Origin of the sequence: Pseudoalteromonas sp. ASV78, assembly GCF_047806705.1 — a bacterium.
Classification (GTDB): Bacteria; Pseudomonadota; Gammaproteobacteria; order Enterobacterales; family Alteromonadaceae; genus Pseudoalteromonas; species Pseudoalteromonas prydzensis_A.
Genome location: NZ_JBLOPA010000001.1, coordinates 283,577 through 302,999 on the forward strand (window position 1 = coordinate 283,577; position 19,423 = coordinate 302,999).

The 19,423-nt window shown below is 42.2% G+C and carries 17 protein-coding genes; 7 read left to right on the forward strand and 10 right to left on the reverse strand.

Annotation, left to right across the window (positions count from 1 at the left end; genetic code table 11):
• Positions 1-99 precede the first annotated feature (99 nt).
• Positions 100-1,206: an alpha/beta hydrolase gene (locus tag ACMVDV_RS01270; RefSeq protein WP_416156918.1), complete on the reverse strand. Its 1,107-nt coding sequence runs from the start codon at positions 1,204-1,206 to the stop codon at positions 100-102.
• A 293-nt stretch (positions 1,207-1,499) separates the two neighbouring features.
• Here ACMVDV_RS01270 and ACMVDV_RS01275 point away from each other — a divergent pair, with 293 nt between their 5' ends.
• Positions 1,500-2,444, forward strand: a complete 945-nt coding sequence (locus ACMVDV_RS01275) for an AraC family transcriptional regulator N-terminal domain-containing protein (RefSeq protein WP_416156919.1) — start codon at positions 1,500-1,502, stop codon at positions 2,442-2,444.
• A gap of 212 nt (positions 2,445-2,656) precedes the next feature.
• Here ACMVDV_RS01275 and ACMVDV_RS01280 read toward each other — a convergent pair whose 3' ends face one another.
• Complete coding sequence (locus ACMVDV_RS01280) at positions 2,657-2,986, reverse strand: translation initiation factor SUI1 (protein WP_064667673.1); 330 nt, start codon at positions 2,984-2,986, stop codon at positions 2,657-2,659.
• A gap of 156 nt (positions 2,987-3,142) precedes the next feature.
• On the opposite strand from ACMVDV_RS01280, the gene ACMVDV_RS01285 reads away from it, so the two are divergent.
• The 4 genes from ACMVDV_RS01285 (at position 3,143) to ACMVDV_RS01300 (ending at position 7,089) form a co-directional block, all read left to right on the forward strand.
• Positions 3,143-3,448 carry an STAS domain-containing protein gene (locus tag ACMVDV_RS01285; RefSeq protein WP_304185304.1) on the forward strand — a complete coding sequence of 102 codons (306 nt, stop codon included), beginning with the start codon at positions 3,143-3,145 and terminating at the stop codon, positions 3,446-3,448.
• On the forward strand, positions 3,448-5,106 hold the full coding sequence (locus ACMVDV_RS01290) for an ATP-binding SpoIIE family protein phosphatase (protein ID WP_416156920.1): 1,659 nt from the start codon (positions 3,448-3,450) through the stop codon (positions 5,104-5,106). The genes ACMVDV_RS01285 and ACMVDV_RS01290 overlap by 1 nt, the downstream gene beginning before the upstream one ends.
• A 53-nt stretch (positions 5,107-5,159) precedes the next feature.
• Positions 5,160-5,819 carry a histidine kinase gene (locus ACMVDV_RS01295; RefSeq protein ID WP_416156921.1) on the forward strand — a complete coding sequence of 220 codons (660 nt, stop codon included), beginning with the start codon at positions 5,160-5,162 and terminating at the stop codon, positions 5,817-5,819.
• 79 nt (positions 5,820-5,898) lie between these two features.
• Complete coding sequence (locus tag ACMVDV_RS01300; RefSeq protein WP_416156922.1) at positions 5,899-7,089, forward strand: amino acid aminotransferase; 1,191 nt, start codon at positions 5,899-5,901, stop codon at positions 7,087-7,089.
• 136 nt (positions 7,090-7,225) lie between these two features.
• Here the strand turns inward: ACMVDV_RS01300 and ACMVDV_RS01305 are convergent, their stop codons facing one another.
• The 8 genes from ACMVDV_RS01305 to ACMVDV_RS01340 form a co-directional block, all read right to left on the reverse strand.
• Positions 7,226-8,023, reverse strand: a complete 798-nt coding sequence (locus ACMVDV_RS01305; RefSeq protein ID WP_304185300.1) for a DUF3379 family protein — start codon at positions 8,021-8,023, stop codon at positions 7,226-7,228.
• Positions 8,023-8,580 (reverse strand): sigma-70 family RNA polymerase sigma factor, encoded by a 558-nt coding sequence (locus ACMVDV_RS01310; RefSeq protein ID WP_416156923.1) that lies wholly within the window; start codon positions 8,578-8,580, stop codon positions 8,023-8,025. Before ACMVDV_RS01310 ends, ACMVDV_RS01305 begins: the two co-directional genes overlap by 1 nt.
• 69 nt (positions 8,581-8,649) lie before the next feature.
• Positions 8,650-10,293 carry a BatD family protein gene (locus tag ACMVDV_RS01315; RefSeq protein ID WP_416156924.1) on the reverse strand — a complete coding sequence of 548 codons (1,644 nt, stop codon included), beginning with the start codon at positions 10,291-10,293 and terminating at the stop codon, positions 8,650-8,652.
• On the reverse strand, positions 10,287-12,188 hold the full coding sequence (locus ACMVDV_RS01320) for a VWA domain-containing protein (protein WP_416156925.1): 1,902 nt from the start codon (positions 12,186-12,188) through the stop codon (positions 10,287-10,289). The genes ACMVDV_RS01315 and ACMVDV_RS01320 overlap by 7 nt, the downstream gene beginning before the upstream one ends.
• The gene (locus ACMVDV_RS01325) at positions 12,188-13,174 is read right to left on the reverse strand and encodes a vWA domain-containing protein (RefSeq protein ID WP_064667664.1); all 987 of its coding nucleotides are present in this window, start codon (positions 13,172-13,174) and stop codon (positions 12,188-12,190) included. Before ACMVDV_RS01325 ends, ACMVDV_RS01320 begins: the two co-directional genes overlap by 1 nt.
• Complete coding sequence (locus ACMVDV_RS01330) at positions 13,167-13,604, reverse strand: DUF4381 domain-containing protein (protein ID WP_064667663.1); 438 nt, start codon at positions 13,602-13,604, stop codon at positions 13,167-13,169. The genes ACMVDV_RS01325 and ACMVDV_RS01330 overlap by 8 nt, the downstream gene beginning before the upstream one ends.
• Position 13,605: 1 nt before the next feature.
• Entirely contained in the window at positions 13,606-14,550 is a 945-nt protein-coding gene (locus ACMVDV_RS01335) for a DUF58 domain-containing protein (RefSeq protein ID WP_064667662.1), read from the reverse strand.
• A gap of 3 nt (positions 14,551-14,553) precedes the next feature.
• Positions 14,554-15,510 carry an AAA family ATPase gene (locus ACMVDV_RS01340; RefSeq protein ID WP_064667661.1) on the reverse strand — a complete coding sequence of 319 codons (957 nt, stop codon included), beginning with the start codon at positions 15,508-15,510 and terminating at the stop codon, positions 14,554-14,556.
• A gap of 285 nt (positions 15,511-15,795) precedes the next feature.
• Here ACMVDV_RS01340 and fadI point away from each other — a divergent pair, with 285 nt between their 5' ends.
• Both fadI and fadJ read left to right on the forward strand, forming a co-directional pair.
• Positions 15,796-17,106: an acetyl-CoA C-acyltransferase FadI gene (gene fadI, locus ACMVDV_RS01345; protein ID WP_416156926.1), complete on the forward strand. Its 1,311-nt coding sequence runs from the start codon at positions 15,796-15,798 to the stop codon at positions 17,104-17,106.
• Positions 17,106-19,412, forward strand: a complete 2,307-nt coding sequence (fadJ, locus tag ACMVDV_RS01350) for a fatty acid oxidation complex subunit alpha FadJ (RefSeq protein WP_416156927.1) — start codon at positions 17,106-17,108, stop codon at positions 19,410-19,412. The genes fadI and fadJ overlap by 1 nt, the downstream gene beginning before the upstream one ends.
• Positions 19,413-19,423: the final 11 nt, after the last annotated feature.

Here is a 19,423-nt window from a genome sequence, read left to right on the forward strand (position 1 = left end):
GTGGTTTCAAAAGCCGGATTCAATTAATTAGTTAATAGGGCAAAAAATCGCTCTTATGCCCATACCAACCATGTAACGACAAATAGCTAACTATATCGATTAAGCGAGATGTTGTTTGAAGAAGCTGGTGAGCTTGTCAAACGGAATGACATCCATTTGATCATATAAATCAATATGGCTAGCACCGGGAATAATCATTAACTCTTTTGGCTCAGCAGCATTCTCATAGGCCGTTTCACTAAAATAACGTGAATGTGCTTTTTCACCATGAATGAACAGAATAGGACGTGGTGAAATTTCTTTAATGTAAGTTAATATCGGCATGTTCATAAAGGATAGTGGTGTAGTTTGCGACCAAGCGTTACCCGAGTTAACGGCACGTGGGTGATAGCCGCGTGGTGTCATGTAGTACTCATGGTAATCAACCATAAATTGCGGTTCGCCACCTTTCAATACGTTGTAAGGTGCTTGATAGGCTGGCGTGCTATTGTTTGCATCTTGCCAGCGTTGTTGGCTTAGCTGTTCGAGTGTTTGTGTGCGTTGCTCTAGAGTGACACTGTCGTTATAACCCTTAGATATAACGCGGGTCATATCATACATAGTGCTGGTGACAACGGCTTTGACACGTTTATCGACGGCGACCGCATTTAGTGCCATACCACCCCAACCACATACACCTATCATCCCGATACGCTCACGATCCACATTTGCTTGTATACCAATACAATCTACCGCAGCGCTAAAGTCTTCCGTATTGATATCAGGTGATGCAATGTTACGCGGCTCACCACCACTTTCACCTGTGTAAGACGGATCAAAAGCAAGCGTAACAAAACCACGCTCAGCCATTGTTTGAGCGTAAATACCTGACGATTGTTCTTTCACTGCACCAAAAGGTCCACCAACAACTATCGCTGGTAATTGACCTGGGGCATCCTTGGGTTGGTAAAGGTCGGCAACGAGAGTAATACCATAGCGATTTTTGAATGTGACTTTTTTATGATCGACCTTGTTACTTTTGGCAAATTTTTTGTCCCATTCATCGCTTAACTTTAATGATGATTGAGCAAAAGCTTGAGTTGATACTATCGTGCTCAGACCTAAAGCAATAACGCTTGCTCCAGTCATTTTCATCATATTTCTACGTCCTTCATTGGCTTCATTTTTTTTAGAAGTAATGCTGGTATTTTTAATGGATTTATCCATGGTTTTCTCCTGATAAATTGAGCGAGTATTGCTGAGCGCACTTTGCATAAAACGTTCAAATATTTGAACGCCATGAGTCTTTACTACCCGTGTGATAGGCATTCATATTTGCCATAAATAATGAAATAAAGACGATGGTTTGTTTTACTAGTATTTAGTTTTACAGTTTTGTCCGATTTATGTTAGCAAGATCCTACTCAATGCTTGCCTAATACACTGAATGGATAGAATTTCAGGTGACTCTAGGTATGGAACGACCTATTATTAAGTAAATCAAATTTGAGGAATATCGAATGATTGCTCAACACGAATCGAGAGCTGAAAATAAACAGTTAGATATAAATATCAGTGATATGCAGGCTAAGTTAGCTAGGATTATCGAGCAAAAAACGGTAGGCAATGAAGATAGTTCTACGTTAATTGAAAACTTGTCTCTGTTTCGTCGGGAAGTGGTCGCGAAACCTTGCGCTTGTACAATTGAACCAAGTGTTCTTTTTGTCGTGCAAGGAACTAAGCAGTTGTTAGTTGGAGAGCAAAACTTCACCTATGATACACAACATTTTTTACTCAATTCATTGGATATGCCTGCTAGCTCGCAAGTAATCGAAGCCAGTTTGGATAATCCTTGTTTAGGGTTGATGTTAAAAATTGATATGCAGCTCATGGCCGATATTATTGCTCAAAATGGTATGAATCCTTCTCATGATAGTTCTATCAATGGAAGCTCTGCCATAGGAACCGTTACGTCTGATTTATTGGCACCGTTTATTCGGTTATTAGATCTACTAGATGAGCCTGAAGCTATTACAACACTTTCGCCACTCATTGTGAGAGAAATTCATTACCGCCTTTTGACTAGCGATCTTGCTGGTCGGATTTGGCAGATTGCATCATCGGGAAATCAAGCTAATCGAATATCTAAAGCCATAGGTTGGCTTCGAATGCATTATTCCGAACCATTAAATATTGAAGAGTTGTCGTCACATTTACAAATGAGTACGACGACCTTGTATCACCATTTTCGTAAACATACATCGATGAGTCCTTTGCAGTATCAAAAATGGTTACGATTAAACGAAGCCCAACGTCTGATGCTTAACGATAATTCCGGTGCATCAAGTGCAGCATTTCAAGTAGGCTATGAAAGTCCTTCACATTTTAGTCGTGAATATACTCGGCTTTTTGGAATATCGCCTAAGCGACATATTGAGATATTACGAAAAGGAACAAATCAATAATTTGGCCATCATGTCATTATTCAATCTAATTTATTTGAAAAGTACATTTTCTCAATATATTTTCTGATCTGAATAGGGCCTTAGTTGGTTTTGTGCTTAACACGAAATTGTCCAAAAGAGTGTTAGATTGTCCGTCCGGTATTTACTCAAATTCGCCGTTCAGATTGTCACAACAACTCATTTAATACCACTAAACACCATAAAACCGGAGCTCACCCTCCGGCAATTTTTACTTTGAATTTAAGTGCTTCTAGGATGGCTTTGAGTTTTTCGCGGTCGTCGCCTTGTACTTCGATGATGCCGTCTTTTACCGCGCCGCCTTGGCCCATTTTACTTTTAATGGTTTTGGCGAGTTTTTTTAAATCGTGTTGTTCGCTGTCGATACCAGTTACCAACATAACGCCTTTGCCTTTACGGCCTTTGGTTTGGCGTTCGATGCGCAGGGCGCCGTCTTTAAATACCTTACCTGCCACTTCTTTGCTGGGCTTTGGTTGGCTGATACGGCCTGTTTCGGTTGAATAAACGAGATTACTATCACTCATGCTTAACCTGCATTGAAAAAGTTAAATAACAATGGCAGCTATAATATCAAATCTAAGCACAAATTTGCGCTTAGGTGTTTTTATTTTTGGCTAATTAATTTTAAGCAGTTATATTTAAAGCAATAAGAATGGATAATCTGAGCAGGAGTGAAGTAAATGAGTCTAAGTACGAGTGCATCAGCTGATGGTGCGACGCTGACTATTCAAATTAAAGGGAAGTTTGACTTTAATTTAGTGCAGTCATTTCGACAGGCGTATTCCGATATCAGTGAAAAAACCGCTAAGGTCGTCATTGACTTACGTGAAACCGATTATATGGACAGCTCCGCCCTTGGGATGTTATTGAATATGAAAAAAACCTTAGGCAGTTCGGTCGATGCAATTCAAATCAGTAATTGTCAGCCGCAACTGAAGAAAATTCTGCAAATCTCTCGTTTTGATAAAAAGTTTGATATTGATTGATGCATATTCTCGTTGTTGATGATCAACTACTAAATTTAACGCTGTTAAAGGTGATGTTGGAGCAACAAAATTACGAGGTATCGACTGCTGCCAATGGCGTTGAGGCATTAGCGATATTAGCACAGCAAAGCATTGATATTGTGCTACTGGATGTGATCATGCCAATTATGGATGGCTATGAAACAGCGAAAAAAATTAAGCAGTTATACAACGATGTTCACCTACCGATTATTTTTATAACGTCATTAGAAGACCAAAGCAGCTTTGAGCGCTGCCTAGAAGTTGGCGGCGATGATTTTATTCATAAACCGTTTGATAAAGTAATTTTAACCGCAAAAATAAAAGCCCACAGTCGTACCCGCAAACTTAGCCTAAAAACTCATGAGCAAAATAAGTTATTAGAATATCATTACAATCAAACCGAACGTGAACACGAAATAGTTGAGCATATCTTTAACAATGCGTTAGAGAACCAATATAAGTTTACTGACAACATTGATTTTCACCTATCACCCGCGTCTATGTTCAATGGTGATATGTGCTTAGTTGGACAAAGTCCGATTGGTAGCCTGTATTGTATGCTTGGGGATTTTACCGGCCATGGGCTAGCGGCTGCTGTGGGGGCACTGCCGGCATCTAAAGTTTTTTATACTATGGTTAACAAAGGTATGGCGGTGAGTGATATTGCTGCTGAAGTTAATGCTGTATTGGTGCAATTACTGCCTGGGCATATGTTTTGTGCCGCGACAATTATCGAGTTGAGCAGTTCAGGGAAGAGTGTCTCTGTTTGGCTTGGCGGTCTACCAGATGCTTATTTAATCGATCAACAAGGCAAAGTATTAAAGACCTTAGAGTCACAGCATATGGCTTTAGGGATTTTAGAAGGTGATGAATTTGAACGTGAATTAGTTCATTTTGAAGTAGATACTAGTATGCGTTTGGCACTGGCTACCGATGGTATTATAGAAACGACTAATGCGGATGGTGAATTTTTTGCAGAGCAACGCTTTATAAAGGCACTTGCAAGCAAGCCTAAAGTGACTAGCCAAGATATAATCACTCAAGTGACTCAGTTTGCTCATGGTAGCAAACAACAAGATGATCTTAGTCTAGTGCTGTTTAATTGTGTGGCGGTTCCTCCCGCGGCTGAAGAGCAAACCGCTTATTCTCGGTTACCCTTTAATTTTTCTTTAACGCTTAATTCACGGCAAATAAAACAAACCGATCCAGTGCTTGAAATCGTCGAAGTGCTCACTCAAGTCGGTGGCTTAAAAGCTCATCGCTCGGATATTTTCCTACTACTTTCTGAGGCCTATAATAATGCACTCGATCATGGCGTGTTAGGACTCGACTCAGAGATTAAAAATAAAGAAGATGGCTTTATTGAGTATTATCAACTTAGAGAAGCCACGCTTGCTAAGCTGGTGGATGCGTTGATCATTGTAGATATGCGTTATTGCCCTGACACTTTAAGCCTTTATTTTACTATTTGTGATTCTGGTAATGGCTTTGCAAGTACTGATAGCACTGCAAACAGCAATAATCGAGAGCATGGTCGTGGACTGTCGATATTAGAAGAAATAGCAGAGCAGGTGACTTATAACGCATCGGGTAATCAAATTGAAATGTGTTATCGATTAGTGCAGCAACAAAGCTAGTCGTGGTAGTTTAGCCATGCTATGATTCATTTTTTAGATGTTTGGATGGCTAAATGGTTTCTTCTTATTTATCTCTTGCACAACTAGATGTGCCTGCTCAGTTAGTCACTGCTGAGCTCACTAAGCTCGAAAATTATTTATTAAGCCACTCGCTTCCCGCTGTTCGTTGGCAGTATCAAATCCCAGAGTTAGGCGAGGGAGGCGCGTGCAGCTTATTTGGTTATTTACAAGATGAGCCGTTTAAACTCACTGACTTTTTACCGCAAGATCAGCATACCACGCAACAGCTTGCTCAATTACAACTGATTGTTGATTACGTTGTAGCGCAAACCAAGGTTGACTGGTATGGCATTTACCAAAGCACAGCAACACTTGAGGGTCAGCAATTACTTAAACTGGCTTACTTTGGCGCGCCAAGTCGACCGCTTTTTCCACTCACCGAAGCATTTGCAGCCGGCAGTAATAATGTGCAGGTGGCACTAAGTAGTAAAGGGCGAGTGATCAACAATGTTGAGCAGTATTTGGCAGCGGGTGGTGAATATTATACCTGTGACCCTAAAGTAAAATCAGAAGCCTGTTTACCGCTTTTTGACAGTGCAAATCGCTGCGTTGGTATTGTTGATGGTGAAGCCTTTAATAACGATTTTTTCAACCAGCAAACTTTAGCGCTATTAATTGCATGCTGTATTAAAATTCCTCACTTTTTAGTGTAAATAACACTAGTCAATCTAGTGAGCTTTTATGTTAAGCTAAGTGCAACAGCTAACCCCTAAATAACGAAAGAGATAGTCAATGTTCTCAGTATTAAAACCATTACCAACTGATCCTATTCTTGGCCTTATGGCGGCCTATAAGCAAGATACTAACCCAAATAAGATTGACTTAGGGGTTGGTGTTTATAAAGATGAACAAGGTAATACACCAGTATTAAAAGCAGTAAAAAAAGCTGAAGCGTTCCGTCTTGAAAACGAAACCAGCAAATCATACATTGGTTTGGCGGGTAACTTAGATTACTGCCAAAAAATGGAAAACCTATTATTAGGTGAGCACCAAGCATTATTAGCTAATCGTGTGCGTACAGCACAAGCACCAGGTGGCACAGGTGCACTGCGTGTTGCAGCTGAATTTATCGTTCGCTGTAATCCCGGTGCGACAGTATGGGTTACAAATCCTACATGGGCAAACCACATTAGCTTATTTGAAGCCGCAGGCCTGACTGTTAAAGAATACCCATACTACGATTACGAAAACAAAGACCTGTTATTTGATGAAATGATCGAAACCCTGACGCAAGTGCCGAAAGGTGACGTTGTTTTATTACACGCATGTTGTCATAACCCAAGTGGTATGGACTTAAACGAAACACAGTGGAATACAGTTGCTGAGCTTGCAAAAGATGTTGGCTTTACCCCACTGATAGATATCGCGTATCAAGGTTTTGGTTCAAGCCTAGAAGAAGATGCCAACGGTTTACGTATTTTAGCTAACGCGGTTGATGAGCTGATCATTTGTTCGTCATGTTCGAAAAACTTTGGTTTATACCGTGAGCGTATTGGCGCATGTTCAATTATTGCGAAAGATAGCGCGACGGCTGATATTTCAAACTCAGTATTGTTAAGTGTGGTACGTAGTATTTATTCAATGCCCCCTGCGCACGGTGCCGACATTGTAAACACCATTTTAAGCAGCACAGAGCTTACTCAACAATGGCACAGTGAACTTGATGAAATGCGCAACCGTATTAACGGTCTGCGTACGTTGATCAAAGACAGCCTAGCGGCAAAAGATATTGCTCAAGACTTCTCGTTTATTGACCGTCAACACGGTATGTTCTCTTTCTTAGGTATTAATAAAGAGCAAATCGAGCGTCTACAAAAAGACTACGGTATTTACATTGTTGGTTCTAGCCGTGTAAACGTGGCGGGTATCAGCCAAGCAAATATCGATTACTTTGCAAATGCTGTTGCAGACGTTTGTAAATAATTCTATTTAGATAGCGTTATTGAATAATAAAAAACCGCACTAACAATTGTTGTGCGGTTTTATTTTTTATCTAAAGCCTATAGCTACGCGTCAATTAAATTGCATTCGCCATAATGACGACCATGCAAAGGGCAGGTTAATTTAACCAGCGGATCGCACCATTAATACGATCATTGTAATTTTCTAATGGCGCACCAAGACTTGCTACTAAAATAGTATCAGCGTCAGCACCACGGTTAATATGGCCTGCAAAACGGTCATCCTGAAAATCGTCGTCGCCAATGCCAAAAGTCTGCTGTTTTGATGGCACGATAAAAACTGTCATCGGGCCATAATCAGATTCAAACACCAGATGCAGTCCTTTTTGACCCTTAAAGTCACAAAACATTAAATACGTTACTTTACCCGGGAGCTCATCTAAATGACCGCCAAGGACTGCAAATTTTTCATTGACTGTTGCTAAACTGATCGCTTCTGTTTTCTGTAACGAGTTGATTTCATAATAAACATGGGCAAGTGCATGTTCGCCTGCGGCATACGCAATATTTTGTTCGCTGCTAAAGAAAAATGCGCCTACCGCCACCAATAATGAGGCTGCCATGGCAAGAGGTAAACGAGCACGTTTAAAGCGTGAACTTGCCTCAACCACATTATCTGTTGGCTGTTGCAATGGGGTTGCATCAGTTTGCTCTGTAAAACGCTGCTCAGTAATCGGTGCGTCGTTTTGTGCATGAGCTGCGGTATTAGCTAAAATACGCTCAGCAAGACCCGCTGGCACAGGTATATCCAGTGCGCCTGAAAGCTGCGTATCAAACGCTTGCATGTCATCTATAAATGCTTGTCGCTCAGGATGTTGCTCTGCAAACTCCAAAAGTTCCTTCTCTGTGCTGTTTGGCTGTGCGCTAATTCGGCGACGAAACTCGAGATCATCCATTATTTTGATGCCCCTTTAAGTTGTTCATCATCACGGCTTAAAGCCTCTTTTAACTGGTTTCTGGCGCGGTATAAACGCGTCATCACGGTGTTCTTATTTAACTCTAATATTTCAGCTATCTCATCACCGGAGCAACCCATAACTACTTGCAGTAGTAATGGCTCACGGTATTCATCAGGTAACTTAGCGATTTGACGTTGGATCACTGTTTGCTCCATTTCGTCATCTAAGGTGACGCTTTTTTCATCAACTAAGGTATCGTTTTCAACATCGCTATAATCAAATTGTTTGCGTTCAAAGCGGCGGGCATTTTCCCGGCGCAAAATCGTCAATAGCCATGGCTTTGCTGCTTTTTGATCTAATAATGAATCAAGGGCACGCCAAGCACGTAAAAACGTTTCTTGGACAAGATCTTCGGCAATATTAGGGTCGCGGCATAACCAATACGCAAAGCGATATAATTCGCTATGATAAACATGAACAAGTTTTTCATAGCGTGTTTTTTTCTCTGCCATATCAACTAAGACCTGACTTTTAGAGTTTTTATTTCCAAGCATAAGCACTTTTTTATTTATTTTAAGTAATTCGCTGTCCAAGTGCGTGGATAGTTCCTATACACTCAAACTCTATTTATAAAGTCCTTTTAATACAGCTTGTTGAGATTTCTTCTGAATATTATTCTGCTCTTCTAACAAATGTATAATTGCAGCCAAGTCTACCTCGGTGCTAGTAGGACTATAGAGGGCAGACTGCAGTTTAGCAATTTGTTGACTAAGTTGAATATTATCAACGTCTAGCACTAACTTGTCTATTGCACTATGCGGTTGTTTTGTCTGCTGTATCGCGTAACGGTTCAATGCCTGGTAGAACGCATTTATGTCATTATTTTTACTTATTTTCTTAAGCTCAGCTAATGACGCTGACGTCTCTTTGCTTACTACTTTAGGCTGGCTGCTAACAACAGTGCGCTGAGAGCGACTACGGAACCATAAAATTAACGTGATCAACCACAGTAAATAACCAATAACACTAACAATAATTAACCAAACAGGGGTGTTATTTACCAATATAGGCTGTTGATTTAGCGAGGATGGATCCTCTGTGATTGGCAATGCTGAGGTCGGCGCTGCTGGTAGCGGATTTACTACATCGTTACTGCTTGACGTTACGGTAATGGTACGCGCAGGCAATGTTGCATAGCTAATACGGTTAATCTTGGTATTATACCAAGGTACGCTCACCTCAGGCAGTGTATAAGTGCCCGGCATCTGCGGTAACAATGCGTACGAGGCTGTTTGTTGTGATATTACCCGGCCATCGCGAACCAAGTGATTATTTTCTTTTTCATCTGGGTAACTGCGAATTCCTTTTATTTCAGGCAGTTCAATATCGGGTAGTTGCTCTTTGGTAATGCCAAGTGCGGTTAAAGTCAGCGTTCGGGTAATAGGGGTGCCGACTTCTACGGTGTCATCTTCTGGCTGCCATTGCTCATCTAAACTCACTAATTCGCTTGGTAACCACGCACCTTGGTAATCATTTGGAATGGGTTTAATCTCAATGTTTACATCTTCGCCCAACGCTGAGACATCTAATTGGCGATAGTCCTGACGAATGCGCCCTTGAAAGGCAGGGGCTTGAATTGTATAACTACCACTTTTTTGCGGTTGCACTAAATATTCACGAGTGATAACTAAATAACGTTTGCCATCAATCAGTTCGTAGTTTTCAGTTTGTTTACCAATTTGGCTTAGCTGCGCGTCTGGCATAGTGGGAGTGCTTAAATTGCCATCAAGTAATTCTTTGGCAAGATAGAGCTTAACAGTGTAAACCCCAGCCTCCTGCACAAACAAGCTGTCATTAGCAAGCGAGGCTTTGATAAAAATATCGTTATTTTGCTCAGTTTCCTGACTGCGTTCAGCCACTTTTAATGCAATGGGCGCAGAGCTGACACCAGCAATACTAAACGCTGGGATGGTATAATCCCCCGCAGTGCGGGTCATGAGTTTAATAGACCAAGTGGTTTCTTTTGAAATACTACCATTGATGATATTTGTGCGAGTGCTGACACTGGTGCGGCCAACCACAAAGTCTTTTAGTAGCACTGAGGTGTCGGGTTGATCATTTTTTATGGTGTCATCAGCACTGATATTGAGCATAAAAAATTCACCCGCTAACACTGGGTTTTTATCAACACTGGCTTGTAATTGTGTAATAGCCCACGAGGGCATAGCGCTGATAAGCAATAAACAACAGATTAATCGCATTACCATGATTTTTCGACTCCTTGTGGACGGCGTTGATGGTTTCGTTTTTGGGCTTCTAATTGCATTTTGTTACGTAACAGGATTGCGGGATCATCGGGTACTTTGCGCAACAATTGGTTCAACTGTTGGGCTTTCTCTTTTTCTTCATTGGTCAGCTCTGCGGTTTGTGCTTGCATCGCTTGCTGTTTCGCCGCGTCTTCTGCTTGCTGCTGTTGCTCAGGGGTCATTTGTGGTTGCGCTGGTTGCTCATCGCTTGCAGGGTCATCCTTAGGCTCGTTTGGTTTATCTTGTTGCTGTGCATCATTACTGTCAGTTTGCTCAGGTTCAGCTTCCATTTGCGGCTCATTTTTTTCACCAGATTGCTGATCGCCAGGTTTACCATCTTGTTGCTGATCATTTTGCTCAGACTCGTCCCCTTGTTGAGATTGCTGATCTTCTGAGGGCTGCTCACCTTGTTGTGACTTATCTTTATTTTGCTGATCTTGATTTTGCTCGCCATTTTGTGAGTCTTGATCTTGATTTTGTTCGCCGTCTTGACCTTGTTGCTGTTGTTGCTCCTGCTGTTGCAGTAATTGCTCAACTAATGCCTGATTTTCTTTGGCTTGGGTAAAGTTTTCTCGCTGTTGTTGCGCTTGTTGGTAGGCGCTAATTGCTTCTTCTAGCTTGCCAGCTTTGGCCAATGCATTGCCGTAGTTATATAAACCAGTGGCGCTTTTATCTTCGTTAAACTGTGATAGTGCAGCATCAAAATTACCTTGCTGGTAAAGCGCTGCGCCTTTTAATTGGCTCGATTGCGCGCTTGCAGCTTGCGCATACTCACCTTGCTGGTAGGCATCCAGTGCGCGTTGATCTTGATTTTTAAAGACCGAAGGTAACTCGAGCGCATAAGCATTTTGCTGTGGTAAAAAGCTGAACACTAATATTGCAGCTGCAAAAGCACCGCGGCGAAAAATCCACATCATCATAGGTAATAAAATAATGAGCCCATAAATGCCTGCATCAATGCGCCATAACGCTTGGCTTTGTTTCTCATTTTTTAGCATTTCACTGTTGGCACTCGGTGCAAATACTTGAATATCACGCTCACTTGGTTGATAAGTGGTAAATTTGCCACCGCTGTTTTTAGCTAGGTTATTGAGCATACTGATATTGATGGTAGGCACTACAATTTGTCCGTAATTATCTTTTAAAAAACCACCCTCGGGAAGTTTGATGGGCGCACCTTGCTCGGTCCCCACACCATAAATGTTGAGGCGATAGGGATTGTTGCTAGTAAATTGACTGATATCGCTTTGTTCACTTTGCTCAATACCATCGGTGACTAAAATAATGTCACCTTCAAGGTAGCCTGCTTGGGTCAATAACTCTTTTGCAGCATCAAGGCCCGCAAGCACATTAGAGCCTTTATCGGGCATGATTTCTGGGCTTAAACTGGGGATTAAATTTTCCAGTGTGGCAGCATCATTGGTCAGCGGAGAAATAGTATACGCGGTGCCGGCATAGGCGACTAAAGCGGTGTCACCTTCTTGAAAAAGTTTGATCATATCCAGCGCCTTGAAGCGCGCTTGCACTAAACGACTGGGCGCGATATCGGTGCTGTACATCGATAGTGACATATCCATCACAATCACCCGGGCATTTTTGCTTTGAAACACCGGCACTTGTTTTTCTTCAAAGCTGGGGCCTGCGCTAAAAATAACCGCCAAAACTGCAAATAATGCAATCAGCCAAATAGGTTGGCTATGTTGTTGGCTGTTTGTGCTGATCACAAATTTAGCTAAGTGAGGCGCAATTAATTCACCTTGATTACTTTTTTTGTGTTTCAACATTGCAATAGTAAACATTAAGCACACCGGCACCAATAGCCATAATACTGCAGGGCGAATAAATTCAAAGTCCATTAGGCCTCCTGTCTAAATGTTTTGGCGGTGGTGAATATAACGCGTAAACTAATCAAGGCCAGTGCAATGAGTAATGGGTAATAAAATAATGCACTTTGCGGGCGAAACGTTTGTTCATCTGCGCTGATAGGCTCAAGCTTATCAAGCTCTTGATAAATTTGTTGTAAGCCGGCGACGTCTTTGGCACGAAAATACAATCCACCTGTTTGCTCAGCAATACGCTTTAGCAGCGATTCATCTAAGCTACCGCCACTCATACCACCCATATTAAATAAACTAAAACCACGAGGATTATCTGAGCCTACGCCGATGGTGTACACTTTAATGCCTTCTTCACGGGCAAGCAGTAGGGCTTCTTCTGGGTCTAAGTTTCCAGCGGTATTTTGGCCATCGGTAAGCAATACCACAATACGGTTACTTTCATCTTTACTGGCAAAACGCTTTACTGATAAACCCAGTGCATCACCAATGGCAGTGGCGCGGCCTACTAGACCTATTTGTGCCTCTGACAGCATTTGACTCACTGTTTTTACGTCCCGCGTTAGGGGGGTTTGCAAAAATGCAGTATCACCAAATAAAATCAATCCTAAACGATCACCTTGGCGCTGCTCTATAAAGTCACTCAATACCGCTTTTACCATCGTTAAACGGTCAACATACTGGCCTTGATAAGCCATATCTTGCTCGGTCATTGAACCTGATAAATCCACTGCGAGCATGATATCGCGGCCTTCATTAGGCAGGGTGATTGGTTCATCAAGCCAGGTTGGATTCGCAATAGCGCAAACTAACAATACCCAAACTAACCATTCAAACACGCTGATGCCGCGAGTATGTTGCTGGGCAACCTGTGACGCTAAGTTAAGTTTGGCAAAACCAGGAATACGTAAGCGGGTGCTGCCTTCACTCGGTACAGGCTTAAGTAAGCGCAATAACCAAGGTAAGGGTAATAATACAAATAGCCAAGGCCAGCTAAATTCAAACATTCAGCGGCTCCTTTAATTTAAATTGCGCAATGGCGAGTTTTAATTTAGTAGCCAACGCAGTTTGATTACTTTGCTCTTGATAGAGGCTCATTAATTCAAGCTCAGTAAATTGTTGTCCGGTCAGCTTATTTAGCGTGTTACACCATTGTTTAGTCCCTTGTGATGCCGCACTTTGCGCGTAGTAATGTAAAACTAACCGTTTAATTAAAATATGCAGTTGTTGGGCATCGTCATCATATTGATTACTCAATAAAATCGCGTGTCGCTTGGCTTTTTTAAATTGATAAGCTCGATACAAGGTGTAACTGAGATAGCCAATAGCTAATAATAATGTAGCAATAATGACCCACCAAATCGGTGCCAATGGCCACCAAGAAACTTGGCTTGGCACAATCACATCATGTAGGCCATCTAATGGGGAGGTTTGCATGTTACTTTCTCACTAATTGCAGCTCTAGCGGTGTGGCTGCATTGAATGATATTAAATTAAGGCCTGATTTTGTTAAGCGTTGTAAACGTGAAGCGAAGGCTTGCTCGGCCGTTTTCGCAAACTTATCACGAAACCCTTTATCCATCAGCGGCAGGGCAAAGTCACTGCCGTTGGCGCTCACGGTTACTGTTTGTTTAAATGCAGGCAATTGGTGTTCAAATGGGTCGCTAATATGGCAACCAATTAACTCACAATGGCGACTCAGTATTTCGAGTTGTTTAAAGCTGGCATCATCTAAGCTACTAAAATCTGACACCAGATAAACCAAGCTACCAGGTTTGGCTAAATGATTTAAACGCTTTAAGTTATCACTGAGTTTGTTGGGGGCTTCATCGTCAATTTTATGCAGAGCTTGTTGGTGACTGGCACATAAATTGTGGCACAGTTTTAACACGGCTTTTTCACGAGCACTGGGTTTGAGCTCTAAATGAGAATGTTGATTAAATACAATCCCACCGATGCGATCGCCGCGTTGACACGCCGACCACGCAACTAAAGCGCTAATATGTGCAGCTTGCACTGACTTAAGTAATAACTTTGAACCAAACAACATAGAATTAGAAAAATCGCTAAACACAAATACCGGGCGTTCTTTTTCTTCTTGAAAAAGTTTAGTGTGGGTTTCGCCTGTACGTGCTGTAACGCGCCAATCAATCGAGCGAATATCATCACCTTGCTGATAATGACGTACTTCGGCAAATTCCATACCGCGGCCTTTATGAGGGGCAAGATATTGGCCGGTTAGGCTGTTTCTAATTTTTACTTTTGGGGCAAGTTCGAGTAAGCGAGCCTTTGCTTTATAATACATTAGCTCTTTTAGCCCAAGCTCAACCCCATGGCTATGACTTAAATTCAGCCACTGTTGATTATCTAATTGGCTTTGCATAGTTTATGGCACGGCAACAAGTTCTAAAATACGGCTAATGACTTGGTCTTTAGTAACACCATCAGCTTGGGCCTCGTAACTTAAAATAATACGATGACGCAACACGTTGTGCAGTACGGCTTGAATATCATCCGGTGCAACAAAGTCACGGCCTTGTAGCCATGCGTGGGCACGAGCACATTTATCTAGCGCGATAGTCGCACGCGGGCTTGCACCATATTCAATCCAACTGCCTAATTGAGCGTCCAGTTTTGCGCCTTCACGCGTAGCAATAATAAGTTGCACTAAATATTGCTCAAGTGGCTCAGCTAAATACAGGCCTAAAATGGCTTTACGAGAAGCAAATAAATCGCTTTGACTAATTTGTTGCGCAGGGGCTTGGTGTTCGCTCAAGGCTTCCCCACGGGTCAGACGTAAAATATCTAGCTCATGCTCGGCGCCTGGGTAATCAATGCTTAAGTGCAACAAAAAGCGGTCTAATTGCGCTTCAGGCAGCGGATAGGTGCCTTCTTGCTCAAGTGGGTTTTGGGTTGCCATTACCATAAATAAATCAGACAGCGGATAGGTATTTTTGCCAACTGTAACCTGGCGTTCAGCCATGGCTTCTAATAAGGCAGATTGTACTTTAGCGGGTGCACGGTTTATTTCATCGGCTAATATAAGGTTATGGAATAACGGACCTTTCTCGAACACGAACTCACTGGTTTGTTGACGATAAATATCAGTACCAGTAACATCCGCAGGCAGTAAATCGGGTGTAAATTGGACCCGTTGGAATGACCCTTCAACACCTTTGGCAAGGGCATTTACTGCACGGGTTTTAGCCAGTCCCGGCGGGCCTTCAACTAGTAAATGGCCATCGGCTAATATTGCGATGAGCAGTGCTTGCGTTAATTCTGGCTGACCAATGATTTGGCTATCTAAATAAGTTTTTAATTGTGAGAATACGTTAGTGGCCATAGTAAAAATACTGTCCTGATTTGCAAGGTTTATAAAAGCTTAACTAGTAATATGGGTAAATAGTTTATAACACAAGTGTTAGACCTAAATTTACAAAATAGTTCGTTATTTTTTAAGGATTTTTACCCTAGCATAGAAATCACACTATTTTTTGTAAATACGTTAAAAAAAGCCTATTGTTGATAACTAATTATACTATTTTCAATTTCGCTATTGGCTTTAGTACACGGGTTGTTTAGAATCGAGGAAAACAAACAGGTCAGACCTGTCAGCGGGAGAGCATTAATGTCTGAGCAAAACATACTAAAAACAGCAAAGGGCGATCGTATCGCTATCGTCAGTGGTTTACGTACGCCATTCGCTAAACAAGCGACTGCATTTCACCATGTACCAGCCCTTGATATGGGTAAGTTAGTGGTTAACGAAATGCTTGAGCGCCTTAACTTTGATAAATCTGAAATTGATCAATTGGTATTTGGTCAAGTAGTGCAAATGCCAGAAGCACCAAACATCGCCCGCGAAATCGTGTTAGGAACTGGCATGCCAGTTTCTGTTGATGCTTATTCAGTATCGCGTGCATGTGCAACCAGTTTTCAAGCGATTGCCAATGTGGCTGAATCGATTATGGCAGGCTCTGTGCAAGTGGGTATTGCTGGTGGTGCTGATTCATCATCTGTCTTGCCAATCGGAGTGAGTAAAAAATTAGCTGGCAGTTTGGTTGATTTAAATAAAGCCCGCACTTTAGGTCAGCGTTTAAAAATATTCTCAAAGCTGCGTTTAAAAGATTTATTACCAGTTCCACCTGCAGTGGCTGAGTATTCGACGGGTTTATCTATGGGTCAAACTGCTGAGCAAATGGCAAAAACCCATAACATTAGCCGTGAAGATCAAGATGCGCTAGCTCATCGCTCACACATACTTGCAAGTCAAGCTTGGGCAGATGGTAAGCTTAGCGAAGAAGTTATGACCGCGCATGTACCGCCATATAAAAGCTTTATTGAGCAAGACAACAACATTCGCCATAATTCAACCGTTGAAGGTTACGCTAAATTAAAGCCAGCCTTTGATCGCCAACATGGCTCAGTAACCGCTGCCAACTCAACACCTTTAACAGATGGTGCAGCAGCAGTGCTAATGATGAGTGAAAGCAAAGCCAAAGCTTTAGGCTATAACATTTTAGGTTATGTGCGCAGCTTTGCCTTTTCAGCGATTGGTGTACATGAAGATATGCTAATGGGTCCTGCTCATTCAACGCCAATTGCATTAGCGAGAGCGGGTATAACGCTTGCCGATCTTGATTTAATCGAAATGCATGAAGCATTTGCAGCGCAAACGCTGGCGAATATGAAAATGTTTGCGTCTGATAAGTTTGCTCAAGAAAAGCTTGGTCGCAGTAAAGCGATCGGTGAAATTAACATGGATAAGTTTAACGTATTAGGCGGCTCGCTGGCATATGGTCACCCATTTGCAGCGACCGGCGCACGACTTATCACCCAAAGTTTACATGAACTTAACCGCCGCGGCGGTGGTTTAGCACTTACGACTGCATGTGCTGCAGGCGGGTTAGGTGCAGCCTTTGTATTGGAGAGTGCGTAATGACAGATTCAGTATTTAGTTTAGAAATAGATGAGCAAAAGCTTGCTGTTGTAACTATCGACGTGCCGGGTGAAAAAATGAATACCCTGCGCGATAGCTTTGCTGATGATTTAAAAGCATTGCTTGATGAGGCTAAGCAGCAGTCAGTGAAAGGCATGGTTTTTATCAGTGGCAAAAGCGATAACTTTATCGCCGGTGCGGATGTAAAAATGCTTGATAACGTCGAGCATCGTGACGATGCCTTGGCTATTAGCGAACTATGTCATCGTGTTTTTTTTGACATGAAAGCACTGCCGTTCCCAACTGTCAGTGCCATTCATGGTGCGGCCCTGGGTGGCGGTTTAGAATTTGCATTGGCCTGTGATTACCGTATTTGTTCAGACAGCGACATTACCAAACTTGGCTTACCTGAAGTGCAACTTGGTTTATTACCTGGCGGCGGTGGTACGCAACGATTACCAAAATTAGTGGGTTTGCAAAAAGCCCTTGAGTGGACCTTAACAGGTAAACAAATTCGTGCTAAACAAGCCAAAAAAGCAGGCTTGGTTGATGACTGCGTTCCGCAAACTGTGTTACTGCGTGTTGCCAAAGAATTTGCTGTTAAAGGTAAAGCAAAAGCGACTAAGCCAAAGCTGGACCGCTTAAGCCAATTACTCGAGTCTAATCCGTTTGGCCGTAATATTATCTTTAAAAAAGCCCAAGAAAATGTGCTGAAAAAAACCGGTGGTCATTATCCAGCACCACTGGCTATCATTAAAGCAATACGTGCAAGTGTTGAGCTTGATGAGCTTAAAGCCTATAAAACAGAAGCTGAAGGCTTTGCTACGTTAGTAATGAGTAGTGAGTCTAAGTCATTACGTGGGATCTTTTTTGCAACCACTGAGATGAAAAAAGAATGGCGCAATGATGACGCGCCAGCAATCACTAAAACAGCGGTGTTAGGCGGCGGTTTAATGGGCGCAGGTATTGCGCATGTAACTGCTGTTAAAGCCGGTGTGCCTGTACGCATTAAAGATGTAGCCGAGCAGGGCATTAGTAATGCCATGAACTACAGTTATAAAATTTTAGATAAAAAGCAAAAACGCCGTATTTTATCTAAAGCTGAACTGCAACAGACTATGAATAGAATTACCGGTACGACGAATTACAGTGGCTTTAAGCACATTGATTTAGTTATCGAAGCGGTATTTGAAGACCTCAGCCTAAAACAAGGGATGGTGGCGGATGTTGAGCGAGAATGCCAAAGCAACACTATTTTTGCTAGTAACACGTCATCACTGCCAATTTCACAAATAGCAGCGCAGGCTGCGCGTCCTGAAAATGTCATTGGTCTGCATTATTTCTCACCTGTTGAGAAAATGCCCTTGGTTGAAATCATTCCACATGAAGGTACTTCACAAGAGACCATCGCGCGGATTGTAAATTTTGCCCGTAAGCAAGGTAAAACACCGATAGTGGTAAAAGATAAAGCCGGTTTTTATGTGAACCGTATTTTAGCGCCATATGTGAATGAAGCCGCTAATTTATTATTAGCAGGTGAGCCAATTGAAAAGATTGATGCGGCATTAGTCGAGTTTGGTTTTCCGGTTGGGCCATTAGCGCTACTGGATGAAGTGGGTATTGATATTGGCTCTAAGATTGCGCCAATTCTTGAACAAGAACTCGGTGAGCGTTTTAAAGCACCAGATGCATTTTCACGTTTAATTGATGCCAAACGCTTAGGCCGTAAAACTGGCCGTGGTTTTTATCTTTATGATAAGAAAGGTAAAAAAGTAGACGCATCTGTTTACGAATTACTCGGCGTGAGCCCATCACCGCGTTTAAATAAAAGCGAAATTGCTAAACGTTGTGTATCGCAAATGCTTAACGAAGCCGCACGTTGTTTAGATGAAGGCATTATTGCCAGTCCGCGTGATGGTGATATTGGCGCTATATTTGGTATTGGCTTCCCACCATTTTTAGGTGGTCCATTTAGCTATATGGATAAACTTGGCGTAAACAAAGTAAGCTCAGAAATGGCTACTTTTGCTAATTTTAATCCGGTATTTGCACCGTGTACGCCTTTGGTGGCGATGGCGGATGCTGGTGCAAGCTTTTATCAGCTTGAGCCTGCACAGCCAAGTACTGCTGAAGTCGTGGTAGAACAAACCGTGACGGCTACGCAAGACGATACCGATGTAGAACCTGTCGAATCGGTTGAATCGGTTGAGGCTGAAGAGGTTATTGTTCCGCCAGCGCCAACTAATGAAGCTGAACCGGTAACAGATACCAACTCAGCTGCTGCAAGCGGTGATAAAGTGAAATAGTATTTAATTGC